Source organism: Sphingobium sp. DN12, from assembly GCF_051058005.1.
Lineage (GTDB): Bacteria > Pseudomonadota > Alphaproteobacteria > Sphingomonadales > Sphingomonadaceae > Sphingobium > Sphingobium yanoikuyae.
The window spans coordinates 50,136-66,365 of the sequence record NZ_CP173717.1 but is presented as its reverse complement, the minus strand read 5'-3'; the positions used below and the strand labels follow the sequence as shown (position 1 = coordinate 66,365).

At 67.1% G+C, this 16,230-nt stretch carries 18 protein-coding genes, 1 other RNA gene and 1 riboswitch; of the genes, 7 read left to right on the top strand and 12 right to left on the bottom strand.

The features are described from left to right. Nucleotides 1-27: 27 nt before the first annotated feature. Nucleotides 28-264, bottom strand: a riboswitch (cobalamin riboswitch). A 143-nt stretch (nt 265-407) separates the two neighbouring features. From ACI6S0_RS00345 to ispZ, 5 genes are read left to right on the top strand one after another with little or no spacing between them, the layout of a single operon-like run. Beyond that, the gene (locus tag ACI6S0_RS00345) at nt 408-1,400 is read left to right on the top strand and encodes a threonine ammonia-lyase (RefSeq protein ID WP_434404557.1); all 993 of its coding nucleotides are present in this window, start codon (nt 408-410) and stop codon (nt 1,398-1,400) included. Nucleotides 1,401-1,440: 40 nt separating this feature from the next. Further along, nucleotides 1,441-2,244 carry a diaminopimelate epimerase gene (gene dapF, locus ACI6S0_RS00340; RefSeq protein WP_434404556.1) on the top strand — a complete coding sequence of 268 codons (804 nt, stop codon included), beginning with the start codon at nt 1,441-1,443 and terminating at the stop codon, nt 2,242-2,244. Nucleotides 2,245-2,246: 2 nt separating this feature from the next. Next, nucleotides 2,247-3,488, top strand: a complete 1,242-nt coding sequence (gene mtaB / locus ACI6S0_RS00335) for a tRNA (N(6)-L-threonylcarbamoyladenosine(37)-C(2))-methylthiotransferase MtaB (RefSeq protein WP_434404555.1) — start codon at nt 2,247-2,249, stop codon at nt 3,486-3,488. Then, nucleotides 3,488-4,426: a signal recognition particle-docking protein FtsY gene (gene ftsY, locus ACI6S0_RS00330; protein ID WP_434404554.1), complete on the top strand. Its 939-nt coding sequence runs from the start codon at nt 3,488-3,490 to the stop codon at nt 4,424-4,426. Before mtaB ends, ftsY begins: the two co-directional genes overlap by 1 nt. Beyond that, the gene (gene ispZ / locus ACI6S0_RS00325; RefSeq protein ID WP_004210432.1) at nt 4,416-5,069 is read left to right on the top strand and encodes a septation protein IspZ; all 654 of its coding nucleotides are present in this window, start codon (nt 4,416-4,418) and stop codon (nt 5,067-5,069) included. Before ftsY ends, ispZ begins: the two co-directional genes overlap by 11 nt. Nucleotides 5,070-5,090: 21 nt before the next feature. Here ispZ and rnk read toward each other — a convergent pair whose 3' ends face one another. Continuing rightward, nucleotides 5,091-5,501 (bottom strand): nucleoside diphosphate kinase regulator, encoded by a 411-nt coding sequence (rnk, locus tag ACI6S0_RS00320; RefSeq protein ID WP_037516172.1) that lies wholly within the window; start codon nt 5,499-5,501, stop codon nt 5,091-5,093. A 420-nt stretch (nt 5,502-5,921) separates the two neighbouring features. On the opposite strand from rnk, the gene ACI6S0_RS00315 reads away from it, so the two are divergent. Together ACI6S0_RS00315 and ACI6S0_RS00310 are read left to right on the top strand one after the other, a co-directional pair. Then, the gene (locus tag ACI6S0_RS00315) at nt 5,922-6,536 is read left to right on the top strand and encodes a superoxide dismutase (protein WP_069335930.1); all 615 of its coding nucleotides are present in this window, start codon (nt 5,922-5,924) and stop codon (nt 6,534-6,536) included. Nucleotides 6,537-6,705: 169 nt separating this feature from the next. After that, on the top strand, nt 6,706-7,152 hold the full coding sequence (locus ACI6S0_RS00310; RefSeq protein ID WP_434404553.1) for a hemerythrin domain-containing protein: 447 nt from the start codon (nt 6,706-6,708) through the stop codon (nt 7,150-7,152). Between the two features lie 7 nt (nt 7,153-7,159). Here ACI6S0_RS00310 and ACI6S0_RS00305 read toward each other — a convergent pair whose 3' ends face one another. From ACI6S0_RS00305 to ACI6S0_RS00255, 11 genes are all read right to left on the bottom strand, one after another. After that, nucleotides 7,160-8,689, bottom strand: a complete 1,530-nt coding sequence (locus ACI6S0_RS00305) for a methyl-accepting chemotaxis protein (RefSeq protein ID WP_278394645.1) — start codon at nt 8,687-8,689, stop codon at nt 7,160-7,162. Then, a complete protein-coding gene (locus tag ACI6S0_RS00300) occupies nt 8,689-9,009 on the bottom strand; it encodes a hypothetical protein (protein WP_434404552.1) in 321 nt (106 codons plus the stop codon). The genes ACI6S0_RS00305 and ACI6S0_RS00300 overlap by 1 nt, the downstream gene beginning before the upstream one ends. Nucleotides 9,010-9,081: 72 nt before the next feature. Next, nucleotides 9,082-9,432, bottom strand: a complete 351-nt coding sequence (locus ACI6S0_RS00295; protein ID WP_434405888.1) for a (2Fe-2S) ferredoxin domain-containing protein — start codon at nt 9,430-9,432, stop codon at nt 9,082-9,084. After that, the gene (locus ACI6S0_RS00290; protein WP_004210421.1) at nt 9,405-9,953 is read right to left on the bottom strand and encodes a J domain-containing protein; all 549 of its coding nucleotides are present in this window, start codon (nt 9,951-9,953) and stop codon (nt 9,405-9,407) included. Before ACI6S0_RS00290 ends, ACI6S0_RS00295 begins: the two co-directional genes overlap by 28 nt. 49 nt (nt 9,954-10,002) lie before the next feature. Further along, nucleotides 10,003-12,000 carry a hypothetical protein gene (locus tag ACI6S0_RS00285; protein ID WP_434404551.1) on the bottom strand — a complete coding sequence of 666 codons (1,998 nt, stop codon included), beginning with the start codon at nt 11,998-12,000 and terminating at the stop codon, nt 10,003-10,005. A 54-nt stretch (nt 12,001-12,054) separates the two neighbouring features. Further along, nucleotides 12,055-12,440: RNase P RNA component class A (rnpB, locus tag ACI6S0_RS00280), an RNA gene on the bottom strand. A 29-nt stretch (nt 12,441-12,469) separates the two neighbouring features. Continuing rightward, nucleotides 12,470-13,168 carry an N-acetylmuramoyl-L-alanine amidase gene (locus ACI6S0_RS00275; protein ID WP_004210419.1) on the bottom strand — a complete coding sequence of 233 codons (699 nt, stop codon included), beginning with the start codon at nt 13,166-13,168 and terminating at the stop codon, nt 12,470-12,472. 137 nt (nt 13,169-13,305) lie between these two features. Further along, complete coding sequence (locus tag ACI6S0_RS00270) at nt 13,306-14,175, bottom strand: CheR family methyltransferase (protein WP_434404550.1); 870 nt, start codon at nt 14,173-14,175, stop codon at nt 13,306-13,308. Beyond that, nucleotides 14,175-15,269 carry a chemotaxis protein CheB gene (locus ACI6S0_RS00265; protein WP_434404549.1) on the bottom strand — a complete coding sequence of 365 codons (1,095 nt, stop codon included), beginning with the start codon at nt 15,267-15,269 and terminating at the stop codon, nt 14,175-14,177. Before ACI6S0_RS00265 ends, ACI6S0_RS00270 begins: the two co-directional genes overlap by 1 nt. A gap of 64 nt (nt 15,270-15,333) precedes the next feature. Then, a complete protein-coding gene (locus tag ACI6S0_RS00260) occupies nt 15,334-15,699 on the bottom strand; it encodes a response regulator (protein ID WP_004210416.1) in 366 nt (121 codons plus the stop codon). Between the two features lie 84 nt (nt 15,700-15,783). Next, entirely contained in the window at nt 15,784-16,221 is a 438-nt protein-coding gene (locus tag ACI6S0_RS00255) for a chemotaxis protein CheW (RefSeq protein WP_017500268.1), read from the bottom strand. Between the last annotated feature and the right edge of the window lie 9 nt (nt 16,222-16,230).

Sequence of the window (16,230 nt, the reverse complement as noted above, 5' to 3'; positions counted from 1 at the left end):
CGCCATGGCCATCCCCTGGGCCAGGGCAAGAGCGACCAGACGCCGGCAGGTCTCCTGGCTCGCGGGTCAGGGCAGCGATGCGCCAGCCTTCCCGGACCTGTCGGTCCAGTGGCCGGTTCCGGCCCTCCCCTTTTGAAGAGCCTGGGAACCCTGCGCATCGCGCTCACCGCTTACAGTTGCAGGGACAGCCGCGGATTTGGAAGGGCTTTGCCCCCCGCACCGCATTCCCGTTTTCAGCCCTTGCGGGCACCGGCGCGATCATGCGCGCCGGGGCCTTTGACCGCCCCGGCGCGCCGCCCCCATAAGCCAAAGCACAAGCCCTGCCAAGCGGGCCAGGATCGCCCCGGCGGATCGTTGCGCGGCGCCGATGGGCGGCTATGCAGGGGCCTCTGACCGAAGGAGCCGACATGACCGATTCGCTTGCTATCACTGCCGCCGACGTCGCCGATGCCGCGCGGCTGATCGCACCGGCGGCGGTTCGCACCCCGCTGATCGAGAATGCCGCGCTCAACGATTTGTGCGGCCGGCGCGTGCTGGTGAAGTTCGAGGGTGCCCAGCATAGCGGATCGTTCAAGTTCCGCGGCGCCTATAACCGCCTCGCCCGCCTCGATGCAGCGGAACGGGCGGCGGGCGTCGTCGCATGGTCCTCGGGCAATCATGCCCAGGGCGTCGCCTTCGCCGCGCGCCTGCTCGGCATCCCGGCAACGATCGTGATGCCGGCCGATGCCCCAGCGATCAAGACCGCCAACACGCGTGCGATGGGGGCTGAGGTCGTCCCCTATGACCGCTTCACCCAGAGCCGCGAGGCAATCGCCACCGCCCTTGCCACCGAACGCGGCGCAACGCTGGTTCCCTCCTTCGACGATCCCTTCATCATCGCCGGCCAGGGCACGATCGGCCTGGAGATACTGGAGCAAGCGCAGGCCGTCGGCGCCAACCCCACCCAGATTCTCGTCTGCTGTGGTGGCGGCGGGCTGGTCGCGGGCACGGCGACGGCGGTCAAGGCCGCCCGCCCCGACATCGCCGTTTATGCCGTCGAACCCGCCGGCTTCGACGATACCGCCCGCTCGCTCGCCAGCGGCGTGCGGGAAAGTGTCGCGCCCGACGCGCGCAGCATCTGCGACGCGCTGCTGGCCCCCAGCCCCGGCGCGCTGACCTTCCCGATCAACCAGGCCCTGCTCGCCGGCGGCCTCGTCGTCAGCGACGATCAGGTGCGCGACGCAATGCGCTTCGCCTTCATCACGCTCAAGCTGGTGGTCGAACCGGGCGGCGCGGTGGCGCTCGCGGCCATGCTTGCCGGCCTCGCCCCGCCCACCGACGGCACCACCGCCCTCGTCATCTCCGGCGCCAATGTCGATCCGCAGGATTATGCCGCGATCATTGGCGGCCAGAACGCCTGACCGCTGGTCTTTTGCCCCGTCCCGCACTAAATGCGGCGCCATGATGAGCCGCTTTTCCAAGATGCATGGTCTGGGCAATGATTTCGTCGTGATCGACGCGCGCCAGGCGCCGGTCGCGATGACGCAGGCGCGCGCCCGCGCCATTGCCGATCGCCACGCCGGCATCGGCTGCGACCAGTTGATCGTCATCGGCGAGAGCGACGACGCCGATGTGTCGATGCAGATATTCAATGCTGATGGCAGCGAAGTGGAAGCCTGCGGCAACGCGACCCGCTGCGTTCCCCTGTTCGTCGGCCGCGATGTGCTGATCCGCACCAAGGCAGGCCTGCTTGATGCAAAGAGCGTGGACGGCGGCGCCAGCGTCGACATGGGCGCGCCCCGCTTCGACTGGGACGCGATCCCGCTCGCTTATCCGATGGACACGCTGACGATGTCGGCCAGCTGGGAAGACCTGCCCGCGCCGGCCGCCGTCAATGTCGGCAACCCGCATGTGATCTTCTTCGTCGAGGATCTGGACGCGGTCGATTTCGAACGGCTCGGCCCGCTGATCGAGCATGATCCGCTCTTCCCCGCCCGCGTGAACGTCAATTTCGCGCAGGTCGTCGGCCCGCAGCATTTGCGCCTGATCGTCTGGGAACGGGGCGCCGGCCTCACCCGCGCCTGCGGCACCGGCGCCTGCGCCACCGCCGTCGCGGCGATCCGCCGCAAGCTGATGGCCGGCCCGGTGACGGTCAGCCTGCCGGGCGGCGACCTGGAAATCGACTGGGCACCGGGCGGCACGATCCGCATGACCGGCCCCGCCACCCATGTGTTCGACGGCGAGGCGGACTGGGACCGCTTCTGACCGTGGCCGGTCCCGACATCATCACCCTGGGCTGCCGGCTCAACATCGCGGAAAGCGAAGCGATCCGCGAAATGGCCGGCGCACAGGACGACCTGATCGTCGTCAACAGCTGCGCCGTGACGGCCGAGGCCGTGCGCCAGACCCGGCAGGCGATCCGCCGCGCCAGGCGAGACCGCCCCGACGCCCGCATCCTCGTCACCGGCTGCGCCGCCCAGACCGAACCCCAGACCTTCGCCGCCATGGCGGAAGTGGACGGCGTGATCGGCAACCGGGAGAAGCTGGAGGCAGCCGCCTTCGCCCCGGTGGCGGATAAGGTCAACGTCTCCGACATCATGGCCGTGCGCGACACCGCGCCGCACATGGCCAGCGCCTTTGCCGAACATGCCCGCGCCTTTCTGGAGGTGCAGAATGGCTGCGACCATCGCTGCACCTTCTGCATCATCCCCTATGGCCGGGGGAACAGCCGCTCCGTGCCCGCCGGCGCGGTGATCGACAAGGCGAAGCAACTGGTCGACGCGGGCTATGGCGAGATCGTGCTGACCGGCGTTGATGTCACCAGCTATGGCCCGGACCTGCCAGGTAGCCCTTCGCTCGGCCAACTCGTTGAACGGCTCCTCAAGCATGTCCCGGACCTGCCCCGGCTGCGCCTCTCCTCGATCGACAGTGTCGAGATTGACGAGCGGCTGTTCGACCTCATCGCCCATGAGCCGCGCATGATGCCGCATCTGCATCTCTCGCTGCAGGCCGGCGACGACATGATCTTGAAGCGCATGAAGCGCCGCCATGCCCGCGCCGACGCGGTGCGCATCGTCGAGCGGGTGAAGGCCGCCCGCCCGGACATCAGCATCGGCGCCGACATCATCGCCGGCTTCCCGACCGAGGATGACGCCATGTTCGCCAACAGCCTGGCGCTGGTCGCCGATTGCGACATCGTCCACGGCCATATCTTCCCCTATTCGCCGCGCACCGGCACGCCCGCCGCGCGCATGCCCCAGCTGGATCGCGCCACCATCAAGGCGCGCGCCGCACTGCTGCGCGATGCCTGCGCGGCGCAGCGCGACGCCTGGCTCGCCCGGCTGGTCGGCACCCGCCAGTCAGTGCTGGTCGAACGCAACGGCCTGTCGGGCCATGCGGAAAATTTCGCGCCGGTGCGCTTCACCACGCCCCAGCCCCCCTCCACGATCGTCGCGGCCCGCATCAGCGGCCTTGAGAATGGCGCGCTGATCGCGCAAGAGGCGCAATAATGACTGACACCGGCACCAGCTGGCGCGACCGCCTCTTCGGCGGCCTTAAGCGCACCTCCGACAAGCTCGGCGAGAATCTGACCGGCCTTTTCACCAAGGCCGCGCTCGACGACCAGACCCTCGACGAGATCGAGGAAGCCCTGATCATGTCCGATCTCGGCCCGGCCATGGCCGGCCGGGTTCGTGATCGCCTCGCCGAAGGGCGCTACAACAAGGAACTGACCGAGGAATATCTGCGCGAGATCATCGCGGAGGAGATCGAGAAGGTGCTGGCCCCGGTCGCCCGCCCGCTCGAGATCGAGGCCTTTCCGCGGCCGCAGGTGATCCTGGTGATCGGCGTCAACGGATCGGGCAAGACGACCACCATCGCCAAGCTCGCCAATAATTTCCTGGAACAGGATTATGGCGTGATGCTGGCGGCGGGCGACACCTTCCGCGCGGCCGCGATCGGCCAGTTGAAGGTCTGGGCCGAGCGTCTGGGCGTGCCCATCGTCGCCGGCAAGGAAGGCGGCGACGCGGCGGGCATCGTGTTCGACGCGGTCAAGCAGGCGACGGCCACCGGCATCGACGTGCTGATCGTCGACACCGCCGGCCGGCTGCAGAACAAGACCGAACTGATGGACGAGCTGGCCAAGGTGCGCCGCGTGCTCGGCCGATTGAACCCGGCCGCCCCGCACGACGTTGTCCTGGTCCTCGATGCCACCACGGGACAGAATGCGTTGAACCAGATCGAAGTCTTCAAGGAAACCGCACAGGTCACGGGCCTGGTCATGACCAAGCTGGACGGCACCGCGCGCGGCGGCGTGCTGGTCGCGGCGGCGGAGAAATATCGCCTGCCGATCCACGCCATCGGCGTCGGCGAAAAGATCGAGGATCTGCGCCCCTTCGATGCCGCCGACATGGCACGCGCGATCGCGGGGACGGCCTATGCCCGCTGACGCCAAGAAGCCCGCCCATGGCGGCAGCCTCAGCCTCGCGCTCGATTTCGGGCCGCTGCTGGTCTTTTTCCTGAGCTACAAGGGCGCGGGCTGGTTCTGGGGTGCGGGCAATCCGATCACCGCCATGAGCTTTGGCACCGCCGCCTTCATGGCCGCGATCGTCATCGCCGTCATCATCTCCAAGGTGAAGCTCGGCCGGGTCTCGCCGATGCTGTGGCTCTCGGCGCTGCTGATCCTCTTCTTCGGCGGCCTCACCATCTATTTCCACGACCAGCGATTCATCCAGTTGAAGCCGACCATCATCTACGCCTTCTTCGCGCTGATGCTGTTCGCCGGGCTGCTGCGCGGCAAGCCTTTGCTCAAATATCTGCTCCAGGCCGCCTATGACGGCCTGACCGAGGAAGGCTGGCGCAAGCTGTCGCGCAACTGGGCGCTGTTCTTCGTCGCCATGGCGGTCGCCAACGAACTCATGCGCCGGTCGATGAGCTTCGACACCTGGCTCGCGGTCAAGGTCTGGGGCGTGACCATCGTGTCGGTCGTGTTCGCCGGCGCAAACATCCCGATGCTGCTGCGCCACGGCCTGACCCTGGACGACGGCCTTGACAGCGACGAGGTGGGCGAAACCACCCCGCCGCAGGGCTGACACGGCACTGACCTGCGTGGTTCAGGCCTGCGCCTGAACCACTTCATCCACCATAATGTCGCGCAGATGGCCGTCGCGGTCCGGCCATAATATCGCATTGCCCGCCCGCATCCCGATCAGCGCGGCGCCGACCGGCGTCAGAATCGATATCCGGCCCAGCGCCACATCGGCATGACTGGGATAGACCAGTTCCACCCGGCGCGGCGTCCCGCGCGCGCCATCGCGATAGAGAATGGTCGATCCCATCGCCGCGACATCGGCCGGCAGTGCCGCCCGGCTGCACAATTGCGCCCGGCCGACCTCCTCCAGCAACAACTGGCTGACGTCCGGGAAGCGGTCGCGCGCCGCCCAGGCGAGGTCGGAAATCATGTCGGCTTCGGATTCGACGATATGGATCGGCGGCACGGCCGCCCACTTCTGTTGCAGGGTCATGGGAAAACTTCCTGATAGGGGTGCGCGCCCGGTCCTCGGGCGCAAGGCGTCAAGAAGGGTGCCCCGGACCTGCCGGCAGCGTGCCTGTCAGGTCCGGGGCGGATGGCCCGCGAGAAGCTGTCCCCCATGATGGCGGAAGCGCGCAAAGATGACCTTGAACGGCATGACCGGGATCATGTTCGGCCCCGTCCCGCCTGTCAAGCAAGCCGCCCAGCCCCTGCCCGGCCGTCACCGTCCGAAACCCCCGCCAACCGCCTGTTTCTGCGATCGTTTCGCAATAGGCACATATTGGTTTTCTTGGGCGTTGGGTGCGCATATGGGAAGCGACGGAGGCGTCCACGCCCCGCATGGACCATATGATAAACCGGCATCGCAACCATCACTGCGAGCCGCCCCATAACGAACCCGAGGAGTTCCGCCATGGCCTTTGTTCTGCCCGATCTTCCCTATGCCAAGGACGCCTTTGGCGACATCCTGTCGGTCGAAACCTTCGACTTCCACCACGGCAAGCATCACAATGCCTATGTCGTGAAGGCCAATGAACTGGTCGCCGCCGACGAGAGCCTGCAGGGCAAGTCGCTGGTCGAGCTGATCAAGTCGTCGAAGGGCGGCCTGTTCAACCAGGTCGGCCAGATCTGGAACCACACCTTCTACTGGAACTCGCTGTCGCCGGTGAAGACCGCCCCGACCGGCGAACTGCTCGCCAAGATCGAGGAAGCCTTCGGTTCGGTCGACGCGCTGATCGAAAAGCTCAAGGCAGAGGCCGTCGGCCACTTCGCCAGCGGCTGGGCCGCGCTGATCCTGAAGGACGGCAAGCTGGAAGTGACCAGCTATCATGACGCCGACACCCCGGTCGCCCATGAAGGCCACGCCCCGCTGCTGATCCTCGATGTGTGGGAACATGCCTATTATATCGACTATCGCAACCTGCGCCCTGCCTATGCCGAAAAGCTGCTGAAGGAAGCGATCAACTGGGACTTCGCTGCCCAGAACCTCGACGGCCAGGGCGCCAGCCGCGCCGACCAGCCGGCCTGATCGCGACAGGCTCCGATGGGGTCTGATCCACAGGATCGATGACAGAAGGACCGTCCGGTGCGCAGGCGCCGGGCGGTCCTTCTTTTTACAGGCTTTGCGCGCTTTGCCCGCCCTGCGCTCCAATCCCCTCTTAACGCCGGCCGACGCATGATCGCACGGCGCAGGGAGGATGATCGCGATGAACATGGACGAGTTGGGCACGCAGCATGAGGAGATCGCCCTGATCGCCGCGAAACTGCGCCAGGCGATCGCCGATCCCGATCAGGCCCAGGCGGTGAGCGCATTGCGCTGGCAACTGGCGCGCAAGCTGATGGCCCATCTCGCGCTGGAAGACCGCATCCTCTACCCCGCGCTCCAGCGCCAGGGCGACGATCGCGTCCGCGCCACCGCCGCGCGCATCCAGGCCGAAATCGGCGCGCTGGCCGAGAGCTTCGCCCGCTACATGGCCGCCTGGACCGACGAGCGGATTACCCGCGACTGGCGCGGCTTCTGCGCCGAGAGCGGCCGGATATTGGATGCCCTTGCCCGGCGGATCGATCGGGAAGAGCGCGTCCTCTACCCGCTGGCACGCTCCGTCGATGACGGGGCGACAAGCAAGATAGCCCGCGCCGGCTGACCGGCGATCAGGCCGCTTCCAGCTGCGCCACGAACAGGTCGGTCGCGCGCTGCAACTCCTGCGCGGTGCGCGACAGGCCGGCCGCCGCGCTCGACACGCGATCGGACAGATTTTCGGTATTGCGCGCGACATCGGCCACGGTCGCCATGCGCTGCGCCATATGATCGGCGTCGCGGGCGGTATCGCGCGCCGACTGGCCGATCGCCGCGGTCGCATCGCGCTGGTCGGCCACCGCACGCTGGATCGCCTGCGCCGCCTGGGCCAGTTCTTCGACGCTCCCGGCGACCTCGGACAGGGCTTCCTGCGCCACCCCGGCGCCCTGCCGCGCGGACGAGGCCAGCGACTGGATTTCGCCGGTCGCACTCGCCGTCTGGTTGGCCAGTTGCTTCACCTCGCCGGCCACCACCGCAAAGCCGCGCCCGACCTCGCCGGCCCGTGCCGCCTCGATCGTGGCATTGAGCGCCAGCAAATTGGTGCGGGCGGCAATCTCGGTGATCGAATCGGCGAAGCTGGTGATCGACGCGGTGCGCCCTTCCATCGCCTGCATCGCCTCATGCCCCGCCACCGACACGCGCTGCGCCTCGCCGCCCAGGCTCGCCTGCTGGCTGGCCGCCGCCGCGATTGCGCTGATCGATTCGGACAATTGCTCGATCCGCCGCGCCAGCACCGCCGCGCTGGCCGAGGATTGCCCCGCCGCCGCCATCGTCTCGTCCGTGCCCACGCTCGCGCGGCGCGCCAGATCATGCAGCAGCCCGGCCGATTCCTTGAGTTCGCCCGTCGCCGCACTGACCGCGCTCACCACGCCCGCCACCGACTGGCGGAAGGCGCCGACCAGCGCCAGCGTCTCGCTGCGCCGGTCCTGCGCCATCCGTGTCTTTTCGGCGTCCCGCTCGATCCGCAGATGCGCCTCGCGCGCGTCGGACTGGCGCTGGGCATCCATCGCCGATTCCGCCGCATTGCGCCCCGCCTGCGCTTCCCGCGCCAGCCGGGCGGTGTCCGCCACATGTGCATCCTGCGCCAGCAGCAGCGCATGCAATTTGATGCTGAGATAGCCCAGGATCGTGCCTTGCAGCACCACCGCAAAGCCATGGACGATGACCCGGCCCAGCTCCGCCTGCCCCGAAAACACCCAATTGGGCGCGACATAGGTCAGCACCAGATGGTGCAGCGCGATCAGCACCGACGCCAGCAGGATCGGCCGCCAGTCGTAGAGCACCGCCAGCGAGGCGAGCGCCACGAAGAAATACATGTGCGCGTCCATCTGCCAGACATGGCCGCTCAGCAGGAACAGGGTGATTGCCGGCTGCACCGCCGCCAGCGTCCCCATCACCAGCCGCACCTCCAGGTCGTTGCGACGCCGCATCACCATCCAGGTCGGCAGGATATTGGCCAGCGCCGACAGCAGCATGGCGGGCGCCGCCCGCTCATTGCCGATCATCATGCCGCCAATGCCGATCAGCACGGTCCAGATCAGGCTGCACAGCAGCAGGATGCGCAGGCCATGCAGGCGCAGGCTTTCGAGACTGTTGAACGCCATCAGGCCAATCCTCCCACCGGTTCGCCACAGGCCGCGGCAAAGGCGCGCAGCGGCAAGATCCCCCCCCGCAACAGGGGCAGCAGCGCGTCGCGCTGCCCTTCCACCACCATCGATCCGGGCAGGCGTCCGCTCGCCACCAGCCGGGCGCCATGCGCCACCGCATCGGGCACCAGATGCGCGCGCGCACCGGCCGTCATCGGGATCAGCAGGATACGCCCCTGCGTCGGCGGATTGCCGTAGAGCAGGGCGAGACCCAGGAGGATGATCGCGAGCTGGGCCAGCAGCACCGCACCGCGCGAGGAAGGAAGCCATATCCGCATGGCATCCCCCCTAGGAAATGTTGGTAAGGATAGGCTTAACAGGCCCGTCCGGATTTACGCATTTTGCGTAAGTCAGCCCGGATTCTGCGATTCCGCCTGCGCCGGCAGGTCCAGCGCCGCCGCCAGCGCGTCCAGATCCGCCCCCGGCCGTACCAGCAGCCAGTCGCGGCTCGCGGCGCCGTTGACCACGGTGATCGCGCCCCTGGGACAGACGCCCAGGCAATTCACCTCGATGATGCCGGCCGACGCCTTGCGCCCCTTCTTCAGCGACAGATGCCGCCGCAGCGCCTTGGCCAGCCGCTCTTCGCCATCCTTGCCGAAGCCGCCGTCCAGCTTCTTCGAGCATTTGCGGCAGACCAGCACGGCATTATGCCAGTTGGACCGGACATGATCCTTCAATCGCTGGCGCCCCGCGGCTTCCAGGTGCGCCGTTCCTCGGCCGCACGCAGCACCTCATAGGCGGCCTGGATCGTCTGGAACTGCACCGCCGCTTCGGCATCGCCCGGCTTCACGTCGGGATGATATTCCTTGGCCAGGCTGCGCCAGCTCTTGCGCACCGCCTCGAAATCGGCGTCATCCTCCAGCCCCAGCGCCTGCAGCGCGTGCATCTCGTCGCGCGACCGGCTGCCGTCGCCGGGACCGCCCCAGCCATGATGGGCGCTCGACTGATAGCCGCCGGCATCGCGCCGTTCGGTGCGCTCGCGCTCGGCCCGTTCTTCCTCGTCCAGTCCCTGAAAATAGTCCCAGTTACGGTTATATTCGGCCGCATGCTCGCTGCAAAAATACCAGCGGTCCGGGCTGTTGGGCGATTTGGGCGCGGGGCAGTTACCCGGCTGGTCACAGCCGAAACGGTCGCAGATGCGCACGCGCTGCGCTTCCCGCGTCGCGCCATAGGCACGCCAGCGGGGAAAACCCCAGTCATTGGATCGGCTCTGTCTTGCCATCGGACCAAATTAGGGAAGCCGCGCCCGGAAAGCCAGCCCCGCGCCGGGATTAGCGACGGAAAGTCACACCCTGCATGTTGCCGCCGCAGCCAAGGCCACCATCGGGACGATAGCTTTGCTCATATTTGGCCCGCGTCACGATCTTCGTGCCGTTGGTGCCAAAGATCATCGGCGGATAGGTGATGACGGCCCGCTGATTGCGGGTCGTGCCGTCCGCTGCGATGTCGAACTGGACCCGCGTCCATCCCTCGACGCCGACGGACACCATGTCCGTGGGATAATCGGCGGAGGATACCGGCGCGCTGCGCAGGCTGGGCTTGGCATCGACGATCGAACATTGCTGCGCCGACAGCCCGGTCGCGGCATAATCGGCCCGTGCCGCTTCCAGATTGCCGCCGGTCGCCTGCAGGCTGGCGCGCCGCACCAGCGCCGCCACGCGCAGCGGATCATTGGCCGGCAAGGCGCCATCGTCGATCACCGCGTTGAGCAGCGCCTGCGACCCGGCCTTTTCCCTGGGCCTCAGATCATCATAGGCCAGGATCGCGAAGGTCGCCCGTGCATCGGCATCGGCCTGATAGTCGGCGACGCGCAACGCATAGGGGGAATCGGCCCGGATACGGATATCTACATGTTCGGCGGCATCATGGACCAGACGGTCGACCAGCAATTGCGCCAGCGGCGGGGCATCCGCCGTCCGCACCACCCGGCGCAGCAGCGGGCCATAGGTCTCGACATCCGCGCGCGCGGCCATCGATCCTGCCAGCAGCGGGATCAGCACCGGCACCAGTTCCACTGCCGCATCGCCCTTCTGGCTGCGGATCAGCTGCGCCTGCTGCAACAGCAGCGCGCGCTGCCGGGTGATCGGCACATTGTCCAGCACCGGGCCGGGAACGCGCCTGGCCTCCAGCCAGTCGCCCAGCGCCTTGGTCGGCCCCGCCAGCATCGACGGACCGCCTTCCGCGGTCGAACAGCGCAGTTCCAGCCGCGTCACGAACCGGAACAGCGCCGGGATCTTATTCACGTCATCGGGCCGCCACGACCAGTCCCGCACCGCCCGCGCGAACGCCAGCGCCGACGGGCCGGGGCGCGATCCATAGACCGGCCGGGCATAGGAAACGGCACCACTGTCGCTGATGCCGAACTCCACCACGGCATAATCCTCGGGCTGGATGCCATCCTCGCCACAGCGCGGCAGCGCCATGTCCGCGCCCTGGGTGAAGTCCTGCTGCGGCATGCGCCCGGCACCGGTATAGACCAGATAATTGCGCGCCGTGTCGCGATGGCCGGCCAGCATGGCGGCGATCGACGCATCCGACCGGGTCACCAGATCATCGAAATCGACCCTGGTGGTCAGCCCGCCCTGCTGCTTCACCGCCCGTGCGAACAGTTTTTCCGCCGGGTCGAACTGGCCCAGATTGAGCAGCGCCCGCCCCCGGATCAGGTCGATATGCGCCAGCGACGCCTTGTCGAACATCTTGGGGTCCGCCACCGCAATGGCATTGGCCGCTTCGGCGGCCTTCAGCGCTTCGGCCGGATCGACGAACGTACCGGCCTGCGCCTGCCCCAGCAGCGCCTGGATGCGCGCCGCCGGTCCTTCCGCTTCGGCCAGCGCCGCGCTGAAATGGGCCAGCGCGCCGACATAGTCGAGGTCGCCCATCGACACGCGGCCAAGCGTATAGGCAGCACGATAGCGGTCGATCGACAGGCTGGCATCATCCCTGGGCAGGGCCGGCGCCGCCTGGTTCAGCAGGTCGCGCGCCTCGGCCCAGCGCGACAGTTCCGCCAGTACCATCGCCTTGCGCACCCGCACGATCGCCAGGCTGCGCGGATTGCGCACCACCCGGCCTTCGAGCGCGGTGAGGATTTCAAGCGCGCGGGGATAATCCGCCGCCTCGGTGGCTTGCGTCGATTGCTCGAACAATTGCTGGATCGTGCCAGTTGCGGGCGCGGGCGTTGCGGGCGTTGCGGGCGCCTTATCCTGCATCGCATGCCCGATTGCGGGCATGGCCGCCATCGCCATCAGCAAAGCCAGATATCTGTTACGCAAACCGAATCCCCCACGACCGCAGACCGGTTATTGCGATAACCTCGCAACAGGGGAAATGCCAGAGGGCCTGTAAGCCGGGTTCTGTCCACCCCCAAAGGGGGATAGGCGACCATTCCTCTAGGGGACGGATTGCTCCGTCCCTCAAGCAACCAACCCGGGCGGTCTCAGTCGAAACAGACCTAGCAGTCAAGCTGCGCGCCGCCCCTATTCGGTTTTGCTCCCGGTGGGGTTTACCGTGCCGTCTTGCGTTGCCGCAGACGCGGTGCGCTCTTACCGCACCCTTTCAATTTCACTGGGCCGAAGCCTTAGTGACCTGCTTTCTGTTGCACTGTCCCTTGGATCACTCCAGCCGGCCGTTAGCCGGCACCGTCATTTCGTGGAGCCCGGACTTTCCTCGCCGTGGAAGTTACCCGCCACGCCGCGGCCGCCCGGCCCTCTGGCACAGGCGCCTATAGGCGCAAAAATCGGGTCAGTCATCCCCTGTCGGCTTGGGCAGCAGCAGGGCGAGCAAAATCGCCCGGCATTCGCCGTCGATGACGCCGTCGATCAGTTCCGGGCGGAAGCGCCGCTGGAAGGCGACGACCGCTGGTTCCGGCTCGGCAATGTCATAGCCGAAGCGTTCCAGCGCCAGCATGAAGCCGCTGTCGGTCCAGTGCGGGTCCATCAGATTCTTGGTCGGTCGCGGCAGCGCCAGCCGCAGCCGCGCCAGTTGCCCCCAGGGGAAAAGTTCGCCCGGATCCTGCTTGCGCGCGGGCGCGATGTCGCTGTGCCCGACGATATTGCCGCGCGTGATCCGGTGGCGCTGGACGATGTCATGCACCAGCGGGATCAGCGACCCCATCTGCGCCTCTGGGAAAGGGCGATAGCCCCATTCATGCCCCGGATTGACGATCTCGATGCCGATGCTGGCGCTGTTCACATCGTCGATGCCGCGCCAGTGCGACCGGCCGGCATGCCAGGCGCGCTTGTCCTCGGCCACCATGCGGATGATCTGCCCATCCTCGGTCACGACATAATGGGCCGACACCTTGGATTCGGCATTGGCCAGCCAGTTGATGGCGCTCGCCGCGTCCGGCATGCCGGTATAATGGAGCACCAGCATGGTGATCGGCAGGCTGCGCTCGTCATAATTGGGCGACGGCGTCTCGATCATGGGGATGTCGGTCATCGCAAAGGGCCCGTCACCACGAAAAGTCCAGTCTCACGCCCTGTTCCGCCCTGCGTCGCGCCGCGTCATGCAGCCACGAACGGAATCATGGCCGAGACCGGCGCGGCAATCAAGCGTGGTAAATGGTCTCCGGACGATTAGCCCGCACGCCGGGCCGAATTGCCGGCATCGGTCGAAGGCCCCCGCCGCGCATAGCTGCCGCGAAATTCGGGATGCGGCACGAATTCCTCGCTCTGGCCGATCACCGTCTCGCCCGCGCCCAGCAACAGCACCGACCGGTCATGGCTGTGCCGGGCCAGCAGGTCGAACACGCTCTGGCGCCGTTCGGGCGAGAAATAGAGCAGCACATTGCGGCACAGCAGCAGGTCATAGGCGCCGGTCGGCACCCGCGCGGCAAACAGATTATCCTGACGGAAATCGATCATCCGCCGCAGCTCCGGGTTCGCCCGCCAGTCATCGCCCGCCGGCTCGAACCATTTGATCAGGTCGCCGATCGGCAGGCCGCGCTGCACGTCCATCTGCGAGAAAATGCCGCTGCGCGCCTGGTCGATCGCTGCGCTCGAAATATCGGTCGCCAATATCTCGATCCGCCAGCCCGCCCAGCGCGCCGCCTCGTTGCAGAAGCGGATCGCCAGCGAATAGGCTTCCTGCCCGGTCGAACAGCCCGCGCTCCAGATCCGCAGCACCCGGTCGCCCCGCGCCTCCTGGATACGCGGCAATATCTGCCGGTGGATGAGGTCGAAAATCTGCAGATCGCGGAAGAAGCTGCTTTCGTTGTTCAGCAGGGCGTTCACCACATCCTCGTCCAGGCGCGGATTGCGGCTGCGCAGCAGCTTGCCGGCCAGTTCGTCGATATCCTGCAGGCCATGGCCGCGCAGCACCGGTTTGAGCGCCGTCTCCATGCGCCAGGCCCGCCCCTCGGACAGAACCTGGCCGGTCCGCGCTTCCAGCAGACCTGTCAAAATCCGGGCAGCGCCCGATCCCATCCTGGAAGGGGGCAAAGCCATCAGTCGTTCATCTTTCCGCGTCGTGCGACAAAATCCATGATCGCATGGGGTTCCATCAGGGCACAGGTCAGCCCTGCCCCCGCGACCGATCCCGGCATCCCCCATACCACGCTGCTTGGCTCATCCTGGGCGACGATCCAGCCGCCCGCTGCCACGATATCCCGCGCCCCGGCCGTGCCGTCGCGGCCCATGCCGGTCAGCACGATCCCCGCCGCGCCCGCGCCATAGACATCGGCCATGGCGGCGAACATCGGATCGACACCCGGCAGATTGCCCGACGGCGTCCGTTCCGGGTCCAGCACCACGCTCACCCGGCCATGTAGCCCGCGCCGCAACAGCAGGTTGGCATCGCCCGGCGCAACATAGACGGTGTCGGGCGCCAGCTGGTCGCCGGCCTGCGCCACCTTGACCCGCAGGCTGGTCATGCGCGCCAGTTGCTGCGCGAAATAGACGGTGAAGCTGACCGGCAGATGCTGGGTCAGCAGGATCGGCACGCCCAGCGGCGCGGTCAGGCCGCTGAACAACTGGCTGAGCGCATGGATGCCCCCGGTCGACGCGCCGATGCCCAGGCAGGCGAGAGGTTCGACCGCTGCGCTGGGCGCATGGGCGGGCGGAACCATGGTCGATCGCTGCGTCGGTGCCGTCGGCGCTTCGCCGCCGAACAGCCGGCCGAGCCGATCGATCAATGCCTGTGGGAATTGCTCGCCAAAGCTGCCGCTGCCCGGCTTGGAGAGAATATCGCTCGCGCCCAGCGCCAGCGCCTCGACCGCCGCCGCACTGCCCTCCTCGCAGCGGCCCGACAGGATCGCCACCTTGCCCTGCGGGTTCGATCGCAGGATCGCGGGCAGCGCGGCCAGGCCGCTCTGCCCCGGCAGCTCGATGTCGAGCAGCACCAGGTCGACGCTATGTTCGGCCAGATAGCGCAGCGCATTTTCCGCGCTGTTGGTCTTGTGGACGACGGTAAAGCCGGGATCGGCGTTGAGGATGCGCTCGATCACCGTGCGCACCACCACCGAATCGTCAACCACCAGCGTGCGCACCGCAGGAGCGGTGTGGCTGTCGAGGCTGACCATGGTCGGCACGAAGGCGGTCATTGACGGGCTTTCAGAACGAAGAGGCTGGAAAAGACGGCGATATCCTCGAAGGGAGGGACCGGGCCTAGATGACCCCGACGATCGCCAGCTTGCTCTCCAGCGTCTCGCGGTCGAACGGCTTCATCACATATTCGTCGGCACCGGCCTCGACCGCCGCCTTGATATGGCTGATGCCGTTTTCCGTGGTGCAGAAGATGATCTTGGGCCGGGCCTCCATCTTGGTGGCCGACAGCGCCTGCAGAAATTCCATCCCGCTCATCACCGGCATGTTCCAGTCGAGCAGCACCACGTCGGGCAGGCTGGCCTCGCACTGGGTCAGGGCATCCTGCCCGTCCACCGCTTCGGTCACGGTCAGGTCCAGCGATTCCAATATGTGGCGTGCCACTTTGCGGATGACCTTGGAATCATCGACGACCAGGCAGTTCTTCATGAAGCGTCCCTTTGATTTTTACGTGCCGGGAGGAGAGGCGTAAACGCGAAAGGCGAGGAAATGGTAAACGACGCGGCCAAGCGATCAGGCCGCCTGTGCCTGGGCACCGGCCTCGATGAAGCCGGCCAGCGACACCAGCAGATGGGGCACGCCCTCATGCTCCACCACGCCGCGCGCAAAGGGCATCCAGGCCGGGTCGAGCTGTCCGCGCAGCGGCAGTTCGCCCTCGGGCACACGGCAGATATCCGACACGCCATCGACCATCAGGCCATAGCTATGGCCGCTGATATTGGCGATGATCGCCAGGTCGCGCTGGTCCGCCGGGGTCGCGCGCCCATGAATCAGCGCCGCGACATCGATGATCGTCAGCACGCGGCTGCGCAGTGCGGAAAGACCCGCGACATGCACGCCCATGCCGGGCACGGGCGATATCTCGGTCAGCTTGACCACCGCCTCGACCTCACTGGCATCGACCGCGATCCGGGCGCCGGCCAGCGTCGCCAACAGATAGAGTTGCTCCATCGCTCTTCC

Bases quoted from the DNA above. Each gene is read 5' to 3' on its own strand.
- ACI6S0_RS00315 (WP_069335930.1), top strand. From the start codon at position 5,922: ATGGCCTTTGTTCTGCCCGATCTTCCCTATGCCAAGGACGCCTTTGGC.
- ACI6S0_RS00290 (WP_004210421.1), bottom strand. From the start codon at position 9,953: ATGGCAAGACAGAGCCGATCCAATGACTGGGGTTTTCCCCGCTGGCGT.
- rnk (WP_037516172.1), bottom strand. From the start codon at position 5,501: ATGACCCTGCAACAGAAGTGGGCGGCCGTGCCGCCGATCCATATCGTC.
- ACI6S0_RS00260 (WP_004210416.1), bottom strand. From the start codon at position 15,699: ATGAAGAACTGCCTGGTCGTCGATGATTCCAAGGTCATCCGCAAAGTG.
- ACI6S0_RS00255 (WP_017500268.1), bottom strand. From the start codon at position 16,221: ATGGAGCAACTCTATCTGTTGGCGACGCTGGCCGGCGCCCGGATCGCG.
- ACI6S0_RS00310 (WP_434404553.1), top strand. From the start codon at position 6,706: ATGATCGCGATGAACATGGACGAGTTGGGCACGCAGCATGAGGAGATC.
- ACI6S0_RS00345 (WP_434404557.1), top strand. From the start codon at position 408: ATGACCGATTCGCTTGCTATCACTGCCGCCGACGTCGCCGATGCCGCG.
- dapF (WP_434404556.1), top strand. From the start codon at position 1,441: ATGATGAGCCGCTTTTCCAAGATGCATGGTCTGGGCAATGATTTCGTC.
- ACI6S0_RS00265 (WP_434404549.1), bottom strand. From the start codon at position 15,269: ATGACCGCCTTCGTGCCGACCATGGTCAGCCTCGACAGCCACACCGCT.
- ftsY (WP_434404554.1), top strand. From the start codon at position 3,488: ATGACTGACACCGGCACCAGCTGGCGCGACCGCCTCTTCGGCGGCCTT.
- ispZ (WP_004210432.1), top strand. From the start codon at position 4,416: ATGCCCGCTGACGCCAAGAAGCCCGCCCATGGCGGCAGCCTCAGCCTC.
- ACI6S0_RS00305 (WP_278394645.1), bottom strand. From the start codon at position 8,689: ATGGCGTTCAACAGTCTCGAAAGCCTGCGCCTGCATGGCCTGCGCATC.
- ACI6S0_RS00270 (WP_434404550.1), bottom strand. From the start codon at position 14,175: ATGGCTTTGCCCCCTTCCAGGATGGGATCGGGCGCTGCCCGGATTTTG.
- ACI6S0_RS00300 (WP_434404552.1), bottom strand. From the start codon at position 9,009: ATGCGGATATGGCTTCCTTCCTCGCGCGGTGCGGTGCTGCTGGCCCAG.
- ACI6S0_RS00275 (WP_004210419.1), bottom strand. From the start codon at position 13,168: ATGACCGACATCCCCATGATCGAGACGCCGTCGCCCAATTATGACGAG.